We start from the raw sequence: 18,435 nt of genomic DNA, 5'->3' as shown, positions 1-18,435 counted from the left end.
GGGTCTGGAGTCCTGGCGTCGAGTGCTCCTGGCGCACTGTCTCACGCCTGCCTGCGAACTCGGATCCGACGAACGTCGCGAATCTCGTCGCACAATAAGGGGGTGCCCGCGTCCCCCGATCCCTCCCCCCGCGAGGAGCGCGCCCGTCGGACCGTCGACCGGGAGATCCTGCTGCTGGCGATTCCGAGCCTCGGGGCTCTGGTGGCCGAGCCGCTGTTCCTGCTGACGGACTCGGCCTTCATCGCCCGGGTCTCGACCACGTCGCTGGCCGGTCTGGGCCTGGCCTCGACCGTGCTCACCACGATCGTGGGTCTGGCGATCTTCCTGGCCTACTCCACGACCGCCGCGGTGGCACGCTCCTTCGGCGCCGGCCGCACCCGGGAGGCGATCTCCCGCGGGATCGACGCCTGCTGGCTCGCGCTGGCCGTGGGGGCGCTGTCGACCGTGCTGCTGCTGGTGGCGGGCCGGCACCTGCTGGCCGCTTTCGGCCCGTCCCCGGAGGTCCTCGCCCAGGCGATGATCTACCTGCGCCTCAGCGCCCTCGGTCTGCCGGCGATGCTCGCCGTCCAGGCCGCGACCGGCCTGGTGCGCGGCCTGCAGGACGCGAAGCTGCCGCTGGTGGTCGCCGTCGGCGGTGCGCTGGTGAACATCCCGCTGAACGCGGTGCTGATCTTCGGCCTGGATCTGGGGATCGCGGGCTCCGCGATCGGCACCGTCATCTCCCAATGGGGAATGGCCACGGTGCTGCTCGGCGTGATCGTCAATCGGGCACGCCGGGAGGGCATCGCACTCACCCCGCACCTGACGAACCTGGTCTCTGTGGGCCGGGACGCGGTGCCGATGTTCGTGCGCACCCTCGGGCTGCGGGTGGTGGTGATCGCCGGGACCGTGGTCGCCACCCGGCTGGGCGATGTGCAGCTGGCCGCGCACCAGCTCGCCATGACCGTCTTCACCGCGCTGTCGCTGACGCTGGACTCCCTGGCGATCGCGGGCCAGGCCCTCACCGGCCGCTACCTCGGCGCCTCCGACCCGGACACCGTGCACGCCGTGACCCGGCGTCTGATGACCTGGGGTGTGGGTGGCGGAGCGGTCGTCTCCGTGCTGCTGCTGGCGGCGAGCTACGTGGTGCCCGAGCTGTTCACCCCGGACGTCGCCGTGCAGGAGAACCTGCGCGCCGCCCTCTGGGTGCTCGTCGCCACCCAGCCGATCGCCGGATACGTGTTCGTGCTGGACGGGGTGCTGATGGGTGCCGGAGACGCCCCCTACCTCGCCAAGGTGGGCAGCCTGATCGCGGTCGCGATCCTGCCCGGAGCCGTCCTGGTGGCCTGGTGGGCTCCGGCGGGGCCGTGGGGACTCGCCATGCTGTGGCTGGCCTGCAACTTCCTGTTCATGGTGCTGCGGGCGATCAGCCTGGGCCTGCGGGTCCGCACCGACGCCTGGATGCGGCTGGGCGATTGAGGCCCCGCCAGGTCCGGACCGCAGGGCCCCGCCGCACCCGGGCTCATCCCTGTTCGACCGCGGCGCGAGAGTCGACGAAGGCGCGGACCGCAGCCTCGACGTCCTCCTCGGTGTGGGCGGCGGAGAGCTGCACCCGGATCCGGGCCTTGCCCTGCGGGACCACGGGATAGGAGAAGGCGGTGACGTAGACGCCGTGCTCGAGCATCGCGTCGGCGATCCGGCCGGCCAGCGCCGCGTCCCCGAACATCACCGGCACGATCGCGTGCTCGCCGGGCAGCAGCTCGAAGCCCTCCTCGCTCATCCGGCGGCGGAACAGCTCGGCGTTGCGGAACAGGGTGCCGCGCAGCTCGGCGCTGCCCTCGACCAGCTCGAGCGCGGTGAGGGTCGCGGCGACGATCGAGGGGGCCAGCGAGTTGGAGAACAAGTAGGGGCGGCCCTTCTGGCGCAGCATCGCCACGATCTCGCGTCGGCCGGAGACGTACCCGCCGCTCGCGCCGCCGAGCGCCTTGCCGAAGGTGCCGGTATAGATGTCGATGCGCTCGGAGACCCCGAAGTGCTCGGGGGTGCCCGCGCCGGTCGCGCCCATGAAGCCCACGGCATGGGAGTCGTCCACCATCACCAGCGCACCGAACTCCTCGGCGAGGTCGCAGATCCCCTCGAGCGGGGCGAGGAAGCCGTCCATGGAGAAGACGCCGTCGGTGACGATGATGGTGCGGCGCGCGCCGTGACCCTCGCGCAGCGCCGCGACGGCCTCGAGCTGGGTGCGCAGATCATCGAGGTCGGCGTTGCGGTAGCGGAAGCGGGCCGCCTTGGACAGCCGGATCCCGTCGATCAGGGAGGCGTGGTTCAGCGCGTCGGAGATGATCGCGTCGTCCTTGCCGAACAGCGGCTCGAACACTGCTCCGTTGGCGTCGAAGCAGGAGGAGAACAGGATCGTCTCCTCGGTGCCGAGGAAGTCCGAGACGGCGGCCTCGAGCTCGAGGTGGAGGTCCTGGGTGCCGCAGATGAAGCGCACCGAGGCCATGCCGAAGCCCCGCTCGTCCAGGGCCTGCTTCGCGCTCGCGATGATCTGGGGATGGTCGGCGAGGCCGAGGTAGTTGTTGGCGCAGAAGTTCAGCACCTCCGCACCCTCGCGGCCCACGGGCCCGGCGATGATCCGCCCGGCCTGCGGGGTGGAGATGACCCGCTCGTGCTTGAAGGTGCCGGCCTGCTCGATCTCGGTGAGCTCGGCGGTCAGCTGGTCCTTGAGGTCGGTGTACATCGGGGTGGAGGTCCTTCCATGGGGTGCTCTGAAGCGACGGTGGCGGGATGCGTGCGCGGGGTGGGCGACGGGTACAGGAGTGGAGTGAGCGGCCGACGGGCCGGCCGGGGTGGAAGGGTCCGACGAGTCAGTCGTCCAGCATGCTCCAGTCCAGCACGACCTTGCCTGCGGTGCCGGCCTTGGCGATCTCGAAGCCGTGCTCCCAGTCGGAGGCAGGGAGCACGTCGGTGATGGTGCGGGTGATCGCGGCGCGCAGCACCTCGGAGGTGCTGAGCATCGCGGACATCCCGTTCCAGGTCTCGAACATCTCCCGGCCGTAGATCCCCTGCAGGGTGAGCATGCGGGTGACGACCATGGTCCAGTCGATCTCGAACTGCTGCGAGGGCAGGCCCAGCAGTGCGATCTTGCCGCCGTGGTTCATGTTCTCGATCATCTCCTGCAGGGCCCGGGCCTGTCCGGAGATCTCGAGCCCCACGTCGAAGCCTTCGCGCATGCCCAGGCTGCGCTGGGCGTCACGCACCTTCTGGCTGGACACGTCCAGGACCACATCGGCGCCGCAGCCCTCGGCCATCGTCAGGCGCTCGGGCGAGACGTCGGTGATGGTGATGTAGCGGGCGCCGGCGTGGCGGGCGACAGCGGCGGCCATCTGCCCGATCGGTCCGGCGCCGGTGATCAGCACGTCCTCCCCCACCACCGGGAACTTCAGCGCGGTATGGACCGCATTGCCCAGCGGGTCGAAGACGGCGCCGAGCTCGGGGCTGATCAGCTCCTCCCCGCCGTCATGTTCGTGCACCCACACATTCTGGTGCGGCACGGTCACATATTCGGCGAACGCCCCGTCGCGCTGGACGCCCACGGAGCGGGTGCGGATGCACATCTGGCGGCGTCCGGCCCGGCAGTTGCGGCACACTCCGCACACCACATGGCCCTCCCCGGAGATGCGGTCTCCGACACGCACATCAGCGACGTCCTCCCCCACCTCGACGACTTCGCCGTAGAACTCATGACCGGGGGTGAAGGGGACCGTGTCGCACATGGCCTCGGCAGAGGAATCCCAGGCGAGGATGTGCAGGTCAGTGCCGCAGATACCGGCGCGCAACACCCGCACCTTCACGTCCCAGGGCCCGCAGCCGGGTTCCTCGACCGTCGTCCATTCCAACCCGGCACCGGGTGCGACCTTGCGCAGTGCGCGCATCAGACCTCCTCGTCCGGCTCCCCGTGGGAGCGCTGTGTGCCCGTACCGGACGAGTCGAGGCGGGGGCGGGCATCGCGTCGCGGCGGGGCTGCGGCCTCGGTGGGGACCGCCTCGACGAGGATACGGGGCGGGACGGAGCCGGACGAGCCCCCTTGGGAGAACGCAGACGGGATGAAGAAGAGGCCGGACAGGTGCGCACCTGTCCGGCCTCTCGACTCAGCCTCCGTTACGGGGACGGATCACCAGCCGTCCTCCGAGAGATCGACCGTGAGGGTGCCGTCCTCGCCGAGGGTCGCGGTGCCCGAGACGCGGAGCGTCGAGGTGTCCGTCTCGTCGGTGGGGGCGTCTTCTTCGTTCCAGCTCTCCTGCTGGTACGAGAAGGTCGCCTCCCCCGGGCTGTCATAGCTGGACAGGCTCCAACCCTCCGACGTCGGTTCAAGCTCGACGGTCGGGTAGGTGTCGATGGTCCAGGAACCGGAGCCTTCGACCATGCTGCTGGCCCAGGCAGAGAACGGGCAGTCCTCGGGGGAGGCCTCCGTGGACTTCGCGCACTCGTCCAAGGCCGCCTTGACCTGGGACTGGACCTCGGCGGTGCCGGCTTCGCTGAGCGTGTAGATCGGTGCCGCGTACAGCTCGTACCAGCCCTCCGGATCCGCGGGGACGAACACGGCGCTCTGCTCGGAGCTGATGAACTCCGAGACCTCGGGCAGGCTCACGGTGTACTGACCCGGGAGCACAGCGGCCACGGCGTAGCCTCCGTCGACAGCGAGGCTCTCCACCGCCACTTCCTGGCCGTTGACCAGGAGGGTGCTCGCCCCTTCCGGGATCTCCAGCGCGAGATAGGCGTACTCGGTCTCGCCCATCCGCCATTCGGGGAACACCAGCGCGGTGCGTCCGCTGCGCTCGACGAAGAAGTTCCGGGTGGTGCTCACCCCGTCCTGGACCACCGTCGCGGTGACCAGCACCTCGTCATCCCCGGACTCCTCCGAGTCGAGGATCTCGTAGCTGCTGATGCGGTTCTCTGCGGAGCCGGCGATCGCGTTGGTCAGCAGCACCTGCTGGGCCGTGGGTGCGTTCGGGGCGGAGATCTCCACCGCCTGGGCGGCGTCCCCCTCCTGCAGAGCGCTGAGATACGCCTCAACCCGCTTCTCCGGGGAGAACACGGTGGAGGAGATGATGTTGAACGCGATCGCGATCCCCACCAGCAGCACGAAGGCGCCGCCGACGGCGATGCCGCCGCCGACCAGGAGCTTGCGCGCCTTCGGTGAGAGCGGCGTGGCCGGAGCCTGCTCCTGGCCGGGTGCAGCCGCGGCGGCCGCAGCCGTTCCGCCGCCGAGCGCCACGGTGGCGTAGGGGCTGCCGGTCGTGGACTGCGCCGTCGCGGCGGTATCCGGAGCGCCGACCTGCGGAGGATCCGGCTGCAGGGTCGCACCGGCGAGCTCGGTCGGGATCCCCTGCGCGTTCGGCGCCGAGGCGGCGTCGGCAGAGGCTGCATCAGCAGGCCCGCCTGCGGTGCCCGCTGCGAAGGCTGCGGTCGCCGTGCCGGCGAGTGCCGGAGCCAGCGGACGCCGGAACCAGGACAGCACCTTCGCCGGGATGAAGGGCGCGGCCAGCGGAGTCACGAAGCGCGAGAGCAGCTCCACGATCACGCCGGCGATGCCTGCCAGCAGCGGGGTCCACGCGGCGAGCCCCAGGGACGCACCGATCACCTCGCCGTCACCGAAGGTGCCGGAGTAGCCCACCGAGGCCGAGAACCGAGCGAGGATCAGCAGCCCGAGCGCGCTGACAAAGTAGACCACCGGCAGCGCAGCCCACGAGACCGCGAGGGCGACCACGTTGCTGGGCACCACCTGGCGCTGGTGCTGCCACAGCAGCGCTGCCACGAGCAGGCCGATGGGGATCAGCACCAGGGCGCCCAGCCACGCGTACCAGGGCATCGAGAAGACCGAGAAGAACTCGCTGCCGGTGATGCCGAACTCGTCGAGCAGGCCGGGACCGGTGATCGAGGCGCTGAGCGAGGACAGCAGGTCCATGCCCGTGAGGTAGGACAGGACGTAGCCGCCCAGCAGGGGCAGCAGCAGGATCACGTAGAGCATCGGCGGGGTCTCCCCGTCGATCAGCGCCTGGATGGTGGTGGCCACCGTGATGCCCGCGAAGGCCAGCACCGTGATGAGCAGCGCGTGGGTGAGGGCGAGCTTGAAGCCGGCGGTGAGGTCGGTGACCAGGGGCCACCAGGACGGGCGCGAGCGCAGGCTGATCCGGCCGAGCGCATGCGCCAGGGTGAGCAGGAGGAATGCACCGAAGAAGGTGTCGAAGCCAGCCGCGTGCAGACGCAGCGTGACGTCCTCGTCGACCGGGATCGGCTGCGCGAAGATCAGCGCGGCGAGCACGGTGACCAGGGCGACCACGAATCCGGTGAGGACGGCGGAGACCCAGATGCCCAGCTGTCCGGCAGCCTGTCGACGCTGCACGAAGCGGCCGCCGTAGAAGCTCAGCAGCGCCATCACCACGGTGATCACGCCGGGCAGCAGGCGGATCGATGCGCTGACGCTCTCACCGTCGAAGGTCTTGCTGAAGCCGAGGGAGCCCAGCATCGCCATCGCGACCAGCTGGAAGGGGAAGCGCAGCGCCGAGGCGATGCCGCTGAGTGCCTGGTCAGGCTGGATGTCCATGCCCTCGAGCGTGGCCTCGACCGGGTTGCCCATGCCTGCGATCGCGGCCGCGATCGCGAGCAGCACGATCGCCAGGACGGAGACGAGGATGCCGCCGAGGTAGGTGACGCCACCGACCGCGAGGGAAGGCAGCGGATTGGTCAGGCCCGCGGCGCCCAGCTTCTGCTTCAGCTGCTCCGGGGTCATCCCGGTGGCGGCGACCGGAGCTGGCGCGTATCCCTGCGGCGCCGGAGAACCCGGGCCGACGGGAGCGCCCTGGGGCGCTGGCGAGCCGTGCTGCGGGGCGGAGTGCGGGGAGCCGTACTGCGGTGCGGGAGACCCGTACTGCAGCTGAGGCTGGTGCTGATGCTGCGACTGGTACTGGCCTCCCGCCTGCTGAGGTTCCTGCGGCGGTCCTGCGTTGAACTGCTGGGGATCCTGCGAGTGCGGATCCTGTGACGGGTAATGTCCCCCACCAGGCACAGTCATGTGCGTTCCTTCCGGGTCGTCGAACGATTCGATGCGACGTGGTCCCAGATTCGACAGCACAACAGGGCGCGTCAGAGCGCGCTGTTTTTACACAGTTCCCCACCCAGGTGTCCCCCACGACCTTCACAGGTTACCGACATCTGTCCGGGACGCCAACCTCACCAGGAGATATGTGCATCCCGGTCAGCGCCGCCAGAGCTCCTGGGCGGTGGCGCCGGCCCGGAACCCGAATTCCTCGACCATGGCGACGGCTTCGGGGAACCCGTGCGCGAGGGCGTGAGGCATGTGAGCGTCACTGCCGAAGCTGATCGCCCGGCCCCCCTCTTCGCTCCACCACCGAGGCATCCACGACCAGAGCCGCCTCGTGTTCATCTCCAGTGCGCGGCCGCTGTCGGCGATGGCGCGCAGCGCGGTGCGGAACTCCTCCTCGTAGCGCCGCGGGTCCACGGGGCCCTCGAGCTCCTCGGGCCAGTACCGCAGGGCGTAGTCGAGGTGGGTGACGATCTCGAAGGGCTCATCCCCCGCCACCAGGGCCGGGACTTCGGCGAGATAGCGGCGGATCACGTCGTCAGCCGGTAGGCGCCGGAACAGGGTGTTGGGTTCGACCCGTCGGCCCTCGAACTCGAGGGTGTGCAGAGAGCCGATGACCCGGTCGAAGTCACTGAAATCCAGCTGCTGCCGCGCGGCCTCGGCGCGCAGATGGGGCTGACCGAACTCGAGGCCAGTACCGATACGCAGCTCGGGGAAGGCAGCTCGACAGCGGTCGATGCTCTCGAGATAGCCGTCGAGATCGAAGCGGGGCACGTGGACGATCCCGTCCGCGTCGAGCAGGTGGCGCTCATGGTCGGCGAAGTCCTCGGAATCGCTGAACCAGGCGTCCTCGAGGTCGAGGTGCTCGGTGAAGAACAGCGCAGGCAGCCCGATGCGCACCGCGCGGGCGCAGGTGGCCTCCATCGTGCCGCGGGCGGCGGAGTCGGGACCGCCGGTGTCCCAGGAGAACTCGCTGTGGACATGGCTGTCGGCGGGGAGCGTCATGAGGCCAGGGTGGCACATCACGCTTGCCGCGCCACCCCGGCGCCCAGTCCTGCGCAGTCCGGGCTCAGGCGACCACGGTCACCTCCGCCTCAGCCCGCACCTCACGGACCGCCTGGACGAGATGGCGCAGGCTGGCCTCGGTCTCGGCGTAGCCGCGGGTCTTCAGGCCGCAGTCGGGATTGACCCACAGCCGCTCCGGGCCCACCACGGCGCGGGCGCGACGCACCTGCTCGGCGATCTCCTCGGCACCGGGGACGCGTGGGGAGTGGATGTCCCATACGCCCGGGCCGATGCCGCGAGGGAAGGCTCCGGGGTCGATCGCCTCGAGGATCTCGCCCCGGGAGCGCGCTGATTCGATCGAGGTGACGTCCGCGTTCAGGGCGTCGATCGCACCGACGACCACGTTGAACTCGCTGTAGCAGAGGTGTGTGTGGATCTGGGTGGCAGTCTCCACGCCGGACGTCGCCAGGCGGAAGGAGCGCACGGACCAGTCCAGGTAGTCCGCGTGCTGCACCTCCCGCAGGGGCAGGAGCTCGCGCAGGGCGGGCTCGTCGACCTGGACGATGCGGATCCCGGCGGCCTCGAGGTCGGTCACCTCGTCGCGCAGGGCGAGGCCCACCTGGGCGGCAGTGTCCCCGAGGGGCTGGTCATCGCGCACGAAGGACCAGGCCAGGATCGTGACAGGGCCGGTGAGCATGCCCTTGACGGGGCGCGGGGTGAGCGACTGGGCGTAGGTCGCCCAGCCCACCGTGATGGGGGCGGGGCGGTGCACGTCGCCGAACAGGATCGAGGGGCGCGTGCAACGGGAGCCGTAGGACTGCACCCAGCCGTGCTCGGTGGTCGCGAAGCCGCCAAGGTTCTCGGCGAAGTACTGGACCATGTCGTTGCGCTCGGGCTCGCCGTGCACCAGGACGTCCAGCCCCAGCTCCTCCTGGAGGGCGATCACGCGGGCGATCTCCTCCTTCATCGCCTGCTCGTAGCCGGCGTCGTCCAGCTCTCTGCGGCGATGGGCGGCGCGGGCGGCGCGCACCTCCGCCACCTGTGGGAAGGAGCCGATGGTGGTGGTGGGCAGGTCCGGCAGACCGAGGGCCACGCGCTGGGCCTCGGCCCGCTCCTCGTAGGTGGCGCGCTCGGTGTCTGCGGTGGTGGCGGAGGCGGCGCGCTCGCGCACGGCGGGAACCTGCACGCCCTCGAAGGTGCGCGGCACAGAGCGCGGACCATCGACCGCCCCGGGCTCGACGCTGCCGGCGGCGAGGGTGACGAGCTCGGTGATCTTCTCGTCGGCGAAGGCCAGGGTGGCCACGAGCTCGGCGGGCAGCGAGGTCTCAAGGGTCAGGGTGTGCGGGACGTGCTGGAGGGACACGGAGGTCGACACGGAGATCGCGGCCGCCTCTCCCCCGGCCTCGGTCACGCGTCGGCGCAGCTCGGCCAAGCGAGCGGCGGCGGTGGGCAGCTCTGTGCGCCAGACGGAACGGCCCTCGATGAGCCCGGCGACGAGCTGCACGGTGTCGACCCCATCGAGCTGGGCGATAGTGGGCAGCTCGCCCCGGGTGAGGTCGAGGTGCACGGCCTCGGCGCCGGTGGCCAGCAGCGTCGGCAGCAGATCACCGATCCCGCCGTACGGGGTCGTGACCAGCAGCTGCGGGCGGTCCGCGCCTGCGGCGAGGCGGCCGACGGAGCGCTGCAGGGCGGCGGCCAGGGCCGACTGGTCCAGGCGCTGGTCGGCGGCGAGCGCGGGTTCGTCGAGCTGCACCCAGGGAGCGCCGGCCGCCGCGAGGCGGGAGAGCAGCTGCGCGTACACGGCCACGACGTCGTCCAGGCGGTCCAGCGGATCGAAGCTCTCCGGGGCACCGTCCTGGGCCTTGGCGAGCAGCAGCAGGGTCAGCGGCCCCACCAGCACGGGGCGGGTGCCGGGGCCGTCCTCGAGGGACTCTCGGAAGAGGTCCACCACGCGGGTGGAGGCGAGGTGGAGGTCGGTGTCGGGGCCGATCTCGGGGACCAGGTAGTGGTAGTTGGTGTCGAACCACTTGGTCATCTCCAGCGGCGGCTGCTCTCCTTTTCCGCGCGCGACGCCGCGAGCGAGGGCGAAGAGTCCGTCGTCGTCAATCGTGCCGTCGGCCCCGAGCACGGAGGCGAAGCGATCCGGGACGACCCCCACGGCGAGCGCGGCGTCGAGCACCTGGTCGTAGAGGGAGAAGCTCTCCGGGGCGGCGGCCGCAGCGGCCAGGCCCAGCTCGGCGAGGCGCGTGCGGGTGGCGCGGCGCAGCTCACGGGCGCGGCGGGCGAACTCGGCGCGGTCGATGCGGCCGGCCCAGTAGGCCTCCTCAGCCTTCTTCAGCTCCCGGTCGGGGCCGATGCGGGGGTATCCGACAGGGGTGGCGGCAGGCAGCGGCGCGTTCTGCGTCGACGCTGCGGACTGTCGGCTCTGGCCGGGCTGCGTGGTCTGGACGGTCATCGGTTCTCTCCTTGCGAGGGGGTGGACCAGCGGTCCAGGTCGAGGTGGTCGAGCACGTCGAGCGCATCGGCATGCGAGTTGAAGGTGAACAGGTGCAGGCCCGGGGCTCCGGAATCGAGAACGCGGCGGGCGAGGTCTACGGTGAAGCGCACCCCGATCCGTCGGCGTTCGGTGTCGTCAGCAGCGATCTCGAGCTGGTGGAGGAGTTCGCGCGGGGGTTCGACGCCGCTCATCGCGGCCAGGCGCTGCAGGCGCCGCGCGTTCGTGGCGGGGACCAGTCCGGGCACCAGCGGCATCCGGATCCCGGCGGCGCGGGACCGCTCGAGCAGATGGCAGTACGCCGCGGGATCGAAGAACACCTGGGTGATGGCGAAATCCGCTCCGGCGCGCTCCTTGGCCACCAGCACCTCGGTGTCGTGGCTGGTGGTGGGTGATTCGGGATGGCGGTGCGGATAGGCGGCCACACCGATGCTCACCCGCCCGCCCGCGAGGCTCGCGGTGCGCTCGCGCTCGATGGCGCGGATCAGCTCCACCAGGGGCCGGGCGAAGGGGATCTCGTCGTCCTCGAGATGATGGCCCGCAGGCTGGTCGCCGCGCAGGGCGAGCAGTCCGCGCACGCCGCGGTCCAGGAGCGCGTGGATGATCGTGGTCAGCTGCGCACGGGTGGAGCCCACCGAGGTGAGGTGCACCAGCGGGCGCAGCGAGGTCTCAGCCAGGACGTGCTCGGTGAGCTCGAGGACACGGGAGAGATTCCCGTGGCCGGCCCGGCTGGTCACCGAAACATGATCGGGGGCGGTGGCCTCGAGCTGGGTGATGGTCTCGCGCAGCCGCTCGAAGGAGGTGTCGGACCGGGCCGGAAACAGCTCGTAGCTGAGCGCGGGGCGGTGGCGCGCAGGGGCGGTGCGCTCGAGCTCGGGCAGCGTCGTGGTGGCGGACATAGCGGGAAAGCTACGAGCCTCCCCCGGTGGCAGGGAAGAAATGTGTGCACCGATGAACGTGCTCGACGGTCCGGTTCTCTCCGCGACGCGCGAGTTCACACGGGATGTCGAGGAGAGGCCCTCCCGGAGGCGCCTGGGTCTGGTCTGACGTAACGGCAGCCGCCTCGACCAGCTCGGTCGGGTCCGGCGGCCCGATCCGACCCCCGGGATTACAGTGTCCGGTTTACCCCTTTTTTCCTCTTTGCCGGGTAGGATTCAGGGATGACCGGCACCTCAGCAACGCCGGCACGACGGACCGGGAGGTCACAATGCGGATCGGATACGCAGCAGGAGCATTCGACCTCTTCCATGTAGGGCACCTGAATCTGCTCCGCCATGCCAAGCAGCACTGCGACGTGCTGATCGCGGGCGTGGTGAGCGACGAGATGCTGCGCGAGGTCAAGGGCATCGAGCCCGTGATCCCCACCGGGGAGCGCGCCGAGATCGTGCGCCACCTGCGTTTCGTGGACCGGGTCTACGTGGAGACCAGCCCGTCCAAGCTCGACGCGTGGCGCGACATGCACTTCACCCACTTCTTCAAGGGCGATGACTGGCGCGGCACCCCCAAGGGGCTCCTGCTGGAGGAGCAGTTCGCCGAGGTGGGGGTCGAGGTGGCCTATCTCCCCTACACCGTCCACACCTCCAGCACCGCCCTGCGACGGGCACTGGCAGCGATCACCGCTTCCGCGGAGCTGCAGACGGCCGGAGCCAGCTGAGGCCTTCGGCCGGCAGTCCGCAGTCCGCAGTCCGCAGTCCGCAGTCCGCAGTCCGCAGTCCGCAGCATCTGAGACCCCGGTGACGACCAGTTCATCACCGGGGTCTCGTCTGCGCATCAGCGCCCGATCCGTCGGCCCCACGATCCAGCGGCCCCCGCATTCCAGCGGCCCCGATCCAACCATCCCCTCACTCCAGGAGTCCCGGGCAGCGGAACGCCCTCGCAAGGGGGCTCAGCACTTCCCTCCTACGAGGGCGTCACCCCGCCCCGGGGAAGCGTCGCTCAGTACGCCCCTCGGGAGGCCAGCACGGCGCGCGCAGTGCGCACCAAGATCAGGAGGTCCTGCATGAAGGACCAGTTGTCGACGTAGAACAGGTCCAGTCGCACGGTGTCATCCCAGGAGAGGTCGCTGCGGCCGGAGACCTGCCAGAGCCCGGTGATGCCGGGCCGCACAGCCAGGCGCCGGTGCGCGTCCCCGTCGTAGCCGCTGACTTCCTGGGGCAGGGCAGGTCGCGGCCCGACCAAGCTCATGTCCCCGCGCAGCACATTCCACAGCTGCGGCAGCTCGTCGAGGGAGTAGCGGCGCAGCAGCTTGCCCACCCGGGTGATCCGCGGATCGTCCGACATCTTGAACAGCACGTCGTTGCCGCGGTCGCGCGCAAGCTGCTCGAGCTCGGCCCGGCGGGCTTCCGCGTCGACCACCATGGAGCGGAACTTCAGGAACTCGAACGGCTCTCCCGTGCGTCCTACGCGCTGCTGGCGGAAGATGACCCCGCCACCGTCGCCCAGGTGAACGAAGAGCGCCACGATCGCGAGCACCGGCGCGAGGAACAGCAGCAGCACAGCGCTGGCGACGATGTCGAACAGTCGCTTGCCCCAGCGCAGCGCCTTGCGGGCGCGCGGCAGGTCCATGTGCACCAGCGGCAGCCCGGCCACCGGCCGCATCCGGATCCGATCGCCCGAGATCTCACTGATGCCGGGGACCACGATGACTCCGACCTCGAGCCCTTCGAGCTCCCAGGCGACGCGTCGGAACTCCTCGGCGCTCGCGGACGAGCCGGCGGTGAACAGCACGATGTCGGGCTGCTGCGCCCGCACCAGCTCCAGCAGCTGGGACTCGTCGCCGAGGATCGGCACCCCTGCATCCTCGCCGCGGTGCTCATCGCTGATCGGGGCGATCGCACCGACCACGTCGTAGCCCAGCCAGACCTCGCGGGTCAGGGTGCGCACGATGCCGCGCACATGCCCGGTGGAACCGACCACCAGGACCTGCGAGCGCAGGTGCCCCCGTGTGCGGGCAAGATTCACGCAGCGTCGGGCCACCACTCGCACCAGCAGCAGGAGCAGGGGGCCCACCAGGAACAGGGCGACGAAGTAGGGACGAGAGAGCTGGATGTCCGCGAGGAAGAGCACCGCACCGGTGAGCCCCACCGCCCCGAGGCTTCCCACCAGCACATTGCGGTAGATCTCAGGTCCGGCGGACAGCAGCCGGGGGTTCGTTGCGCCGGAGATCAGGATGGCGAGCATCCAGACCGCTGCGATCACCACCGAGGTGCGCACCACATACCCCGAGAGGTTCGGCGCCGACTCCAGGAACGCGAGGTTCTGCCGGATCACCACCGCGATCCCGCAGGCCACGGCGAGCACCAGGAGGTCCGCCATGACGATCACGGAGACCACCAGACGGTCGTCGCCGCGATCAGTACGGCGGGGCCGCGCCGGCCTGGCCGGAGCGCGGAGCGGAAGCGGGCTCCCGAGCAACGGGAGCGAGGAACCAACAGCCTTGACTGCCTGCGGTAATGCCACGTGCACCTCTCAGCGACTGGAGCCGGGACGGCGCGCTCGGGCCACGACCGCGAGCAGATCTGCGCGCGCCATCGCGACACATCTCGGCTCGATGTCCATATTGCGCTACTTGTCCGTCTTGTCTGAAATGTGACTATACCTCTCCTGGTAGCGGAATGGGAGACCTCGCGCACGGTGCACGGAATGGGGCTGGCCTCCAGAGGCTCCCGGAGGCCTCGCCGGGCTGCGGGCAGACGGGCCGGCGCGCCGACGCACGGCGATCTTTCCGAGCACGACAACAGCGCGCCGACCCCGAAGGGTCGACGCGCTGTGATGAGTGCTAGCGGTGGTGGCCGCTGGAGGTGTGCGGGGCTCTCCCCGCGTCACTCAGCCGTTGAGGTGCTGCTGCAGTGCCTTGACGGTGGAGTAGCTGGTGCGGAAGTCCCACACGCCGTTGCTGCCATGACCGATCGCGGCGCGGAGCTTCGCGGTGGTCTCGGCGCCGATCTTCCCGTCGGCCGAGGCGCCGACCTTCGACTGCAGCGCCTTGATGTCGGAGGTCGAGAGCGAGCCGTCCTGGCTCACGCCCACCCACGCCTCGAGCGCGCGGGTGGTGGCCGAGCCGAACTTCCCGTCCACGACGAGGGTGCCGCTGGTCGGGGCGGACTTCGCCGGGGCAGCAGGTGCCGAGGGGGCGGGGGCGCTCTTGGCGGGAGCACCGCTGTTAAGGAAGCCCTGGAGCGCCTTCACGGTCGAGTAGTTGGAGCGGAAGTCCCAGGCACCGTTCCCGCCGAGGCCCATCGCGGCACGAAGCTTGGTGGTGGTCTCAGCGCCGATCTTCCCGTCGGCCGAGGCGCCGACCTTGGACTGCAGGGCGCGAATGTCGGAGGAGGAGAGCGAACCGTTCTGGCTCACACCGATCCAGGCCTCGAGCGAGCGGGTGGTCGCGGCGCCGAACTTGCCGTCGACCGCGAGCTTGCCGGGGCTGGTGCGCACCTCATCACGGGAGGCGGAGTCCCCGCGGCTGCCGGGCTGGGCGTTCGAATCGGCACCGCCGTTGGACTTGGTGAGGCCGGCACGCTTGCCGCACGTGGGCCAGGCGCCGGGGCCCTGCTGCTGCAGCGTGCGCTGGGCGACGGCGATCTGCTCGGACTTGGTGGCCTGGTTCGCCTGGCTCGCGAACTCGTGGCCGCCGAAGGCCTTCCAGGTGGAGGGGGAGAACTGGAGCCCGCCGTAGTAGCCGTTTCCGGTGTTGATCGACCAGTTGCCGCCGGACTCGCACTGGGCGACCTTGTCCCACACGCCGCTATCGGCCGTGGCGACGCCGCCGCCGACCACGCTCATGCCCGCCACCATCACGGCGCCGCCGGTGACGGCCGCCATCTTCGGTGCCACGCGCACCCCGCGGAAGTAGACCGCGGAGCCATCGGCACGATGGGTGGGGAGACGAGAGGGTGCGGACATCGAGAACTCCTGGAGGAAGGGCGCAGGGGATGCGAGGGATGCGGGGGCCAGCGACGAAACGTCGGCCCATCCCTCACGGTCTCCCGCCGACCAGCACTTCCGGTCACGCGGATGCCAAGTCAGAGCCATCTCTTGAAGCAACTTTTACTGAAATCGCCGAAATCATGAATGACAGCGACGGATTTACTGAGTACAAGGAGTCGCGGGTCGCACCCAGCATCTCCTGATCCCGATACGCTCCTCTGGTGCCCACCGCCCCCTCCCTCCGTGCCCTCTCGCTGGCATGGCGGACCCTGGCGGTCGTGGCCTGCATCGGGGTGCTGCTGGTGGGCGGTCTGACCCGTTCCAACGATCTGTTCCCCTTCGGTGTGCTCGACCAGTTCTCCTCCGGCACCGACCCCGACGGCGAGGTGGTCAACACCTGCCTCCAAGGACTCCGGGAGGGTGAAGCTCCCTTCGACATCCGCTTCGGTCAGCGGAGCGTGGGCATCGAACGGGCCGACGTGGAGAACAACCTCCCGTCGATCAAGGCTGATCCGGAGCTGCTGGCCCCGCTGGCCGCCGAGTTCGACCGGCGCCATCCCGAGCAGCATCCGCTGGATGCGCTGGTGCTGTGCCAGCGGATCACCTCCCTGCAGGGCGGCACCGCCCACGGCGGGGAGGAGTTCGTCGAGGTGGTCCGGTGGGAGGCGCCGTGAGGGGGTTCCTGTTCCCCGCCCTGCCGCTGGCTCGGATCCGAGTGCTGCGAGTGCTGCTCTACGCCTTCGTGGTGCTGGATGTGCTGACCTTCTCCCGTGATGTCCTCGCCCATGCGAACAATGCCGGGTTCTACTCTCCGGTGGCGCTGGCGCGCCTGCTGCAGCTGCCGGCGGTGTCCGCGCCGCTGGCGTACTCCCTGCTGGCGCTGATCCTGGCCGGGTGCGCGGCAGCGATCGTGGGCTGGCGGCCACGGCTGTCCGGCACGGTGGTCGCGGCCGCGTTCTGGCTATGGATGCTCTATAGCAACTCCTACGGCTATGTCGCCCATGACCACATGGCGCTGATGGTGGCGGTCACGGTGCTGCCCACGGTCGCCGGGGTGGGGCGCGGCGGTGCCTCGTCCGAGGGGATGGTTCCCGGCGGGGTGGGCGCCAGTGGGATGGCGACCAGCGAGGCGGCCGGCTGGGCGCTGCGCGCGATCCAGATCGCGGTGGTCGCGACCTATTTCTTCTCCGTGATCCCGAAGCTCCTGTACTCCGGCTCTCTCGCGAACTGGGGCAACAGCGCGATCCTCACCTGGGCTTCGATCCGCCGCGGCAGCGCGCTGGCGCACTGGCTGGTGGAGTTCACGCCGTGGGTGTTCATCCCCGCGCAGTGGGCCGGGCTCGCCCTGGAGACCCTCTCCCCCGTCGTGCTCTTCCTCCGCGGGAAGGCCCTCTACCTCGCCGTCGCGCTGTACCTGGGCTTCCATCTGTCCACGCTGCTGCTGCTGGGGATCCACTTCCTGCCCACCGTGATCTGCTGGGCGGCGTTCCTGCCGCTCGAACGGGTACGACTGCCGGGACGGTCATCGGGGCGGCGAGCGCAGCGCTCCCGTTGAGCCTGGCGGCGCCCGGACACTTCCCGCTCGGTGACCCCCGCCTCATCACTCCCCGTCCTGGCAGGCCCCGACCGACTCCCCCTCGACGGGCCACAGGGCTGTCGTGCGGCTCCCGTCCTCCACATCGATGCAGGTGACGGGGTTCAGGACGAAGCTCTGGGACAGCACGACGTGCAGCTGGCCCGAGGGGTCCAGAACGGTGATGCCATCGATGACGAAGGGAACGATCTGGGACGTCCCCGCGCTGCCGTCCGCGCCCGGCGCGGCAGTGAACACCGCGTACCCGGTGTCGCTCGTGACGCTCCAGGATGCGCTGATCCAGCGTTCGATCTGGTAGGTCGACGGCGCAGTGACCTGCCAGGTCCCCGACTCCGCGAAGGACTCCGCGGCGCCCACTGCGTGAGAGCCCTCGGCGGGACCTCCGGGGCGGGAATCGGTGAAGGCGTAGAAGGGACAGTCCGGCGGCGCTGCTGTCGTGGCGGCGGCGCATTCCCCGAGGATCGCATCGACCTGTGCGGTGACGTCCTCACGGCCCTGCGTGGAGAGTTCATAGCCCAGCACCACCCCGGCACGGCGCAGCTGGTCCGTCTGCATCGGGATGGAGACCGTCTCGACCGCAGGGGTCAGCCGCTCGCTGCGTGCGGGCAGCTCCAGGTCATAGCGGGCTGGCAGCAGGCGCAGGACCAGGAGTTGCTGGCCGTACATGCCCTCCCTGCTCGGCTGCCCCGACAGTGGGATCGGGACCGCGTTGATCAGCAGTTCCTGAACCCCCTCCGGCACAGTGATCACGAACTCCGTCGCCGCCACCGGCACCAGCTCCCAGGCTGCCGGGGAGAAGGAGCTGGCTGCCTGGGAGCGCACGGTGAAGCTGGCCTGCTGGATGCCCGTGCTGGAGACCAGAGACGCAGTGACCGTGGCCTGCCCGCCGCCGGTGTGGACGGTGTCGATCGTGTAGGAGCTGATCCTGTCGGTCGCGGCAGCCAGCACCTCGTGCGTGAGGGCGATATCGCTCGTCTCCTCGGAGGCCGCGAGGTGCTCGCGCACGGTGGTGACATCGCCGGCCACCAGTGCGTCGAGATACTCCCGCACCGGGTCCTCCGGCGAGCCGCCCCCGAGCAGCAGCCCTGGCAGCACCAGCACGAGGGCGAGCACCACGCCGATCGCTCCGGCGAGCGCGAGCCCTGGGCGGCGCAGCCGTCTGCCGGAGTCCGGTGGGGTGGCTCCGCCCAGTCCACGGACACCGCCCAGATCGAGGGCAGGGGCCCCACCGGTGGCGGGGGCGTGCTGCGCCGGCGGCTCGCCCTCGGGCTGGGTCCAGCCCAGCGGGAGGGTCCGCCCTGTGGGGGCAGGTGTCGAGGCGTTCACGATGCT

General features: G+C 70.3%; 13 protein-coding genes. 4 read left to right on the top strand and 9 right to left on the bottom strand.

Annotated features, from left to right (window positions below):
- The first annotated feature begins 102 nt into the window (after positions 1–102).
- Positions 103–1,458: an MATE family efflux transporter gene (locus ABD893_RS03905; RefSeq protein ID WP_345076226.1), complete on the top strand. Its 1,356-nt coding sequence runs from the start codon at positions 103–105 to the stop codon at positions 1,456–1,458.
- Between the two features lie 43 nt (positions 1,459–1,501).
- Here ABD893_RS03905 and ABD893_RS03900 read toward each other — a convergent pair whose 3' ends face one another.
- The 6 genes from ABD893_RS03900 to ABD893_RS03875 all read right to left on the bottom strand — a co-directional run bounded on the left by ABD893_RS03900 (position 1,502) and on the right by ABD893_RS03875 (position 11,482).
- Entirely contained in the window at positions 1,502–2,719 is a 1,218-nt protein-coding gene (locus ABD893_RS03900; protein WP_345076225.1) for a glycine C-acetyltransferase, read from the bottom strand.
- Between the two features lie 127 nt (positions 2,720–2,846).
- Entirely contained in the window at positions 2,847–3,914 is a 1,068-nt protein-coding gene (tdh, locus tag ABD893_RS03895) for an L-threonine 3-dehydrogenase (protein ID WP_345076224.1), read from the bottom strand.
- 239 nt (positions 3,915–4,153) lie between these two features.
- Positions 4,154–7,054: a proline-rich domain-containing protein gene (locus ABD893_RS03890; RefSeq protein WP_345076223.1), complete on the bottom strand. Its 2,901-nt coding sequence runs from the start codon at positions 7,052–7,054 to the stop codon at positions 4,154–4,156.
- Positions 7,055–7,237: 183 nt separating this feature from the next.
- Positions 7,238–8,089 carry a PHP domain-containing protein gene (locus ABD893_RS03885; RefSeq protein ID WP_345076222.1) on the bottom strand — a complete coding sequence of 284 codons (852 nt, stop codon included), beginning with the start codon at positions 8,087–8,089 and terminating at the stop codon, positions 7,238–7,240.
- Between the two features lie 64 nt (positions 8,090–8,153).
- On the bottom strand, positions 8,154–10,544 hold the full coding sequence (metE, locus tag ABD893_RS03880) for a 5-methyltetrahydropteroyltriglutamate--homocysteine S-methyltransferase (RefSeq protein ID WP_345076221.1): 2,391 nt from the start codon (positions 10,542–10,544) through the stop codon (positions 8,154–8,156).
- Positions 10,541–11,482, bottom strand: a complete 942-nt coding sequence (locus ABD893_RS03875) for a methylenetetrahydrofolate reductase (protein WP_345076220.1) — start codon at positions 11,480–11,482, stop codon at positions 10,541–10,543. Before ABD893_RS03875 ends, metE begins: the two co-directional genes overlap by 4 nt.
- 308 nt (positions 11,483–11,790) lie before the next feature.
- On the opposite strand from ABD893_RS03875, the gene ABD893_RS03870 reads away from it, so the two are divergent.
- Positions 11,791–12,237: an FAD synthase family protein gene (locus ABD893_RS03870; protein ID WP_345076219.1), complete on the top strand. Its 447-nt coding sequence runs from the start codon at positions 11,791–11,793 to the stop codon at positions 12,235–12,237.
- Between the two features lie 281 nt (positions 12,238–12,518).
- Here ABD893_RS03870 and ABD893_RS03865 read toward each other — a convergent pair whose 3' ends face one another.
- Together ABD893_RS03865 and ABD893_RS03860 are read right to left on the bottom strand one after the other, a co-directional pair.
- The gene (locus ABD893_RS03865; RefSeq protein ID WP_345076218.1) at positions 12,519–14,042 is read right to left on the bottom strand and encodes a sugar transferase; all 1,524 of its coding nucleotides are present in this window, start codon (positions 14,040–14,042) and stop codon (positions 12,519–12,521) included.
- Between the two features lie 366 nt (positions 14,043–14,408).
- Entirely contained in the window at positions 14,409–15,485 is a 1,077-nt protein-coding gene (locus ABD893_RS03860; protein WP_345076217.1) for a transglycosylase family protein, read from the bottom strand.
- A gap of 245 nt (positions 15,486–15,730) precedes the next feature.
- On the opposite strand from ABD893_RS03860, the gene ABD893_RS03855 reads away from it, so the two are divergent.
- Together ABD893_RS03855 and ABD893_RS03850 are read left to right on the top strand one after the other, a co-directional pair.
- Positions 15,731–16,183 carry a hypothetical protein gene (locus ABD893_RS03855; protein WP_345076216.1) on the top strand — a complete coding sequence of 151 codons (453 nt, stop codon included), beginning with the start codon at positions 15,731–15,733 and terminating at the stop codon, positions 16,181–16,183.
- Positions 16,180–17,064, top strand: a complete 885-nt coding sequence (locus ABD893_RS03850; protein ID WP_345076215.1) for an HTTM domain-containing protein — start codon at positions 16,180–16,182, stop codon at positions 17,062–17,064. The genes ABD893_RS03855 and ABD893_RS03850 overlap by 4 nt, the downstream gene beginning before the upstream one ends.
- 45 nt (positions 17,065–17,109) lie before the next feature.
- Here the strand turns inward: ABD893_RS03850 and ABD893_RS03845 are convergent, their stop codons facing one another.
- Positions 17,110–18,429, bottom strand: coding sequence for a hypothetical protein (locus tag ABD893_RS03845; RefSeq protein WP_345076214.1), 1,320 nt, complete (start codon positions 18,427–18,429; stop codon positions 17,110–17,112).
- Positions 18,430–18,435 lie beyond the last annotated feature (6 nt).

The sequence above is a fragment of the Brachybacterium paraconglomeratum genome, assembly GCF_039541415.1.
Classification (GTDB): domain Bacteria; phylum Actinomycetota; class Actinomycetes; order Actinomycetales; family Dermabacteraceae; genus Brachybacterium; species Brachybacterium paraconglomeratum_A.
The sequence above is the reverse complement of the archived record's forward strand: the minus strand, read 5'-3'. Positions and strand labels throughout refer to the sequence as shown.

What these genes read in the sequence shown, in the direction of transcription:
- ABD893_RS03870 (WP_345076219.1), top strand. Translation starts at nt 11,791, where the DNA reads ATGCGGATCGGATACGCAGCAGGAGCATTCGACCTCTTCCATGTAGGG.
- metE (WP_345076221.1), bottom strand. Translation starts at nt 10,544, where the DNA reads ATGACCGTCCAGACCACGCAGCCCGGCCAGAGCCGACAGTCCGCAGCG.
- ABD893_RS03860 (WP_345076217.1), bottom strand. Translation starts at nt 15,485, where the DNA reads ATGTCCGCACCCTCTCGTCTCCCCACCCATCGTGCCGATGGCTCCGCG.
- ABD893_RS03885 (WP_345076222.1), bottom strand. Translation starts at nt 8,089, where the DNA reads ATGACGCTCCCCGCCGACAGCCATGTCCACAGCGAGTTCTCCTGGGAC.
- ABD893_RS03890 (WP_345076223.1), bottom strand. Translation starts at nt 7,054, where the DNA reads ATGACTGTGCCTGGTGGGGGACATTACCCGTCACAGGATCCGCACTCG.
- tdh (WP_345076224.1), bottom strand. Translation starts at nt 3,914, where the DNA reads ATGCGCGCACTGCGCAAGGTCGCACCCGGTGCCGGGTTGGAATGGACG.
- ABD893_RS03875 (WP_345076220.1), bottom strand. Translation starts at nt 11,482, where the DNA reads ATGTCCGCCACCACGACGCTGCCCGAGCTCGAGCGCACCGCCCCTGCG.
- ABD893_RS03900 (WP_345076225.1), bottom strand. Translation starts at nt 2,719, where the DNA reads ATGTACACCGACCTCAAGGACCAGCTGACCGCCGAGCTCACCGAGATC.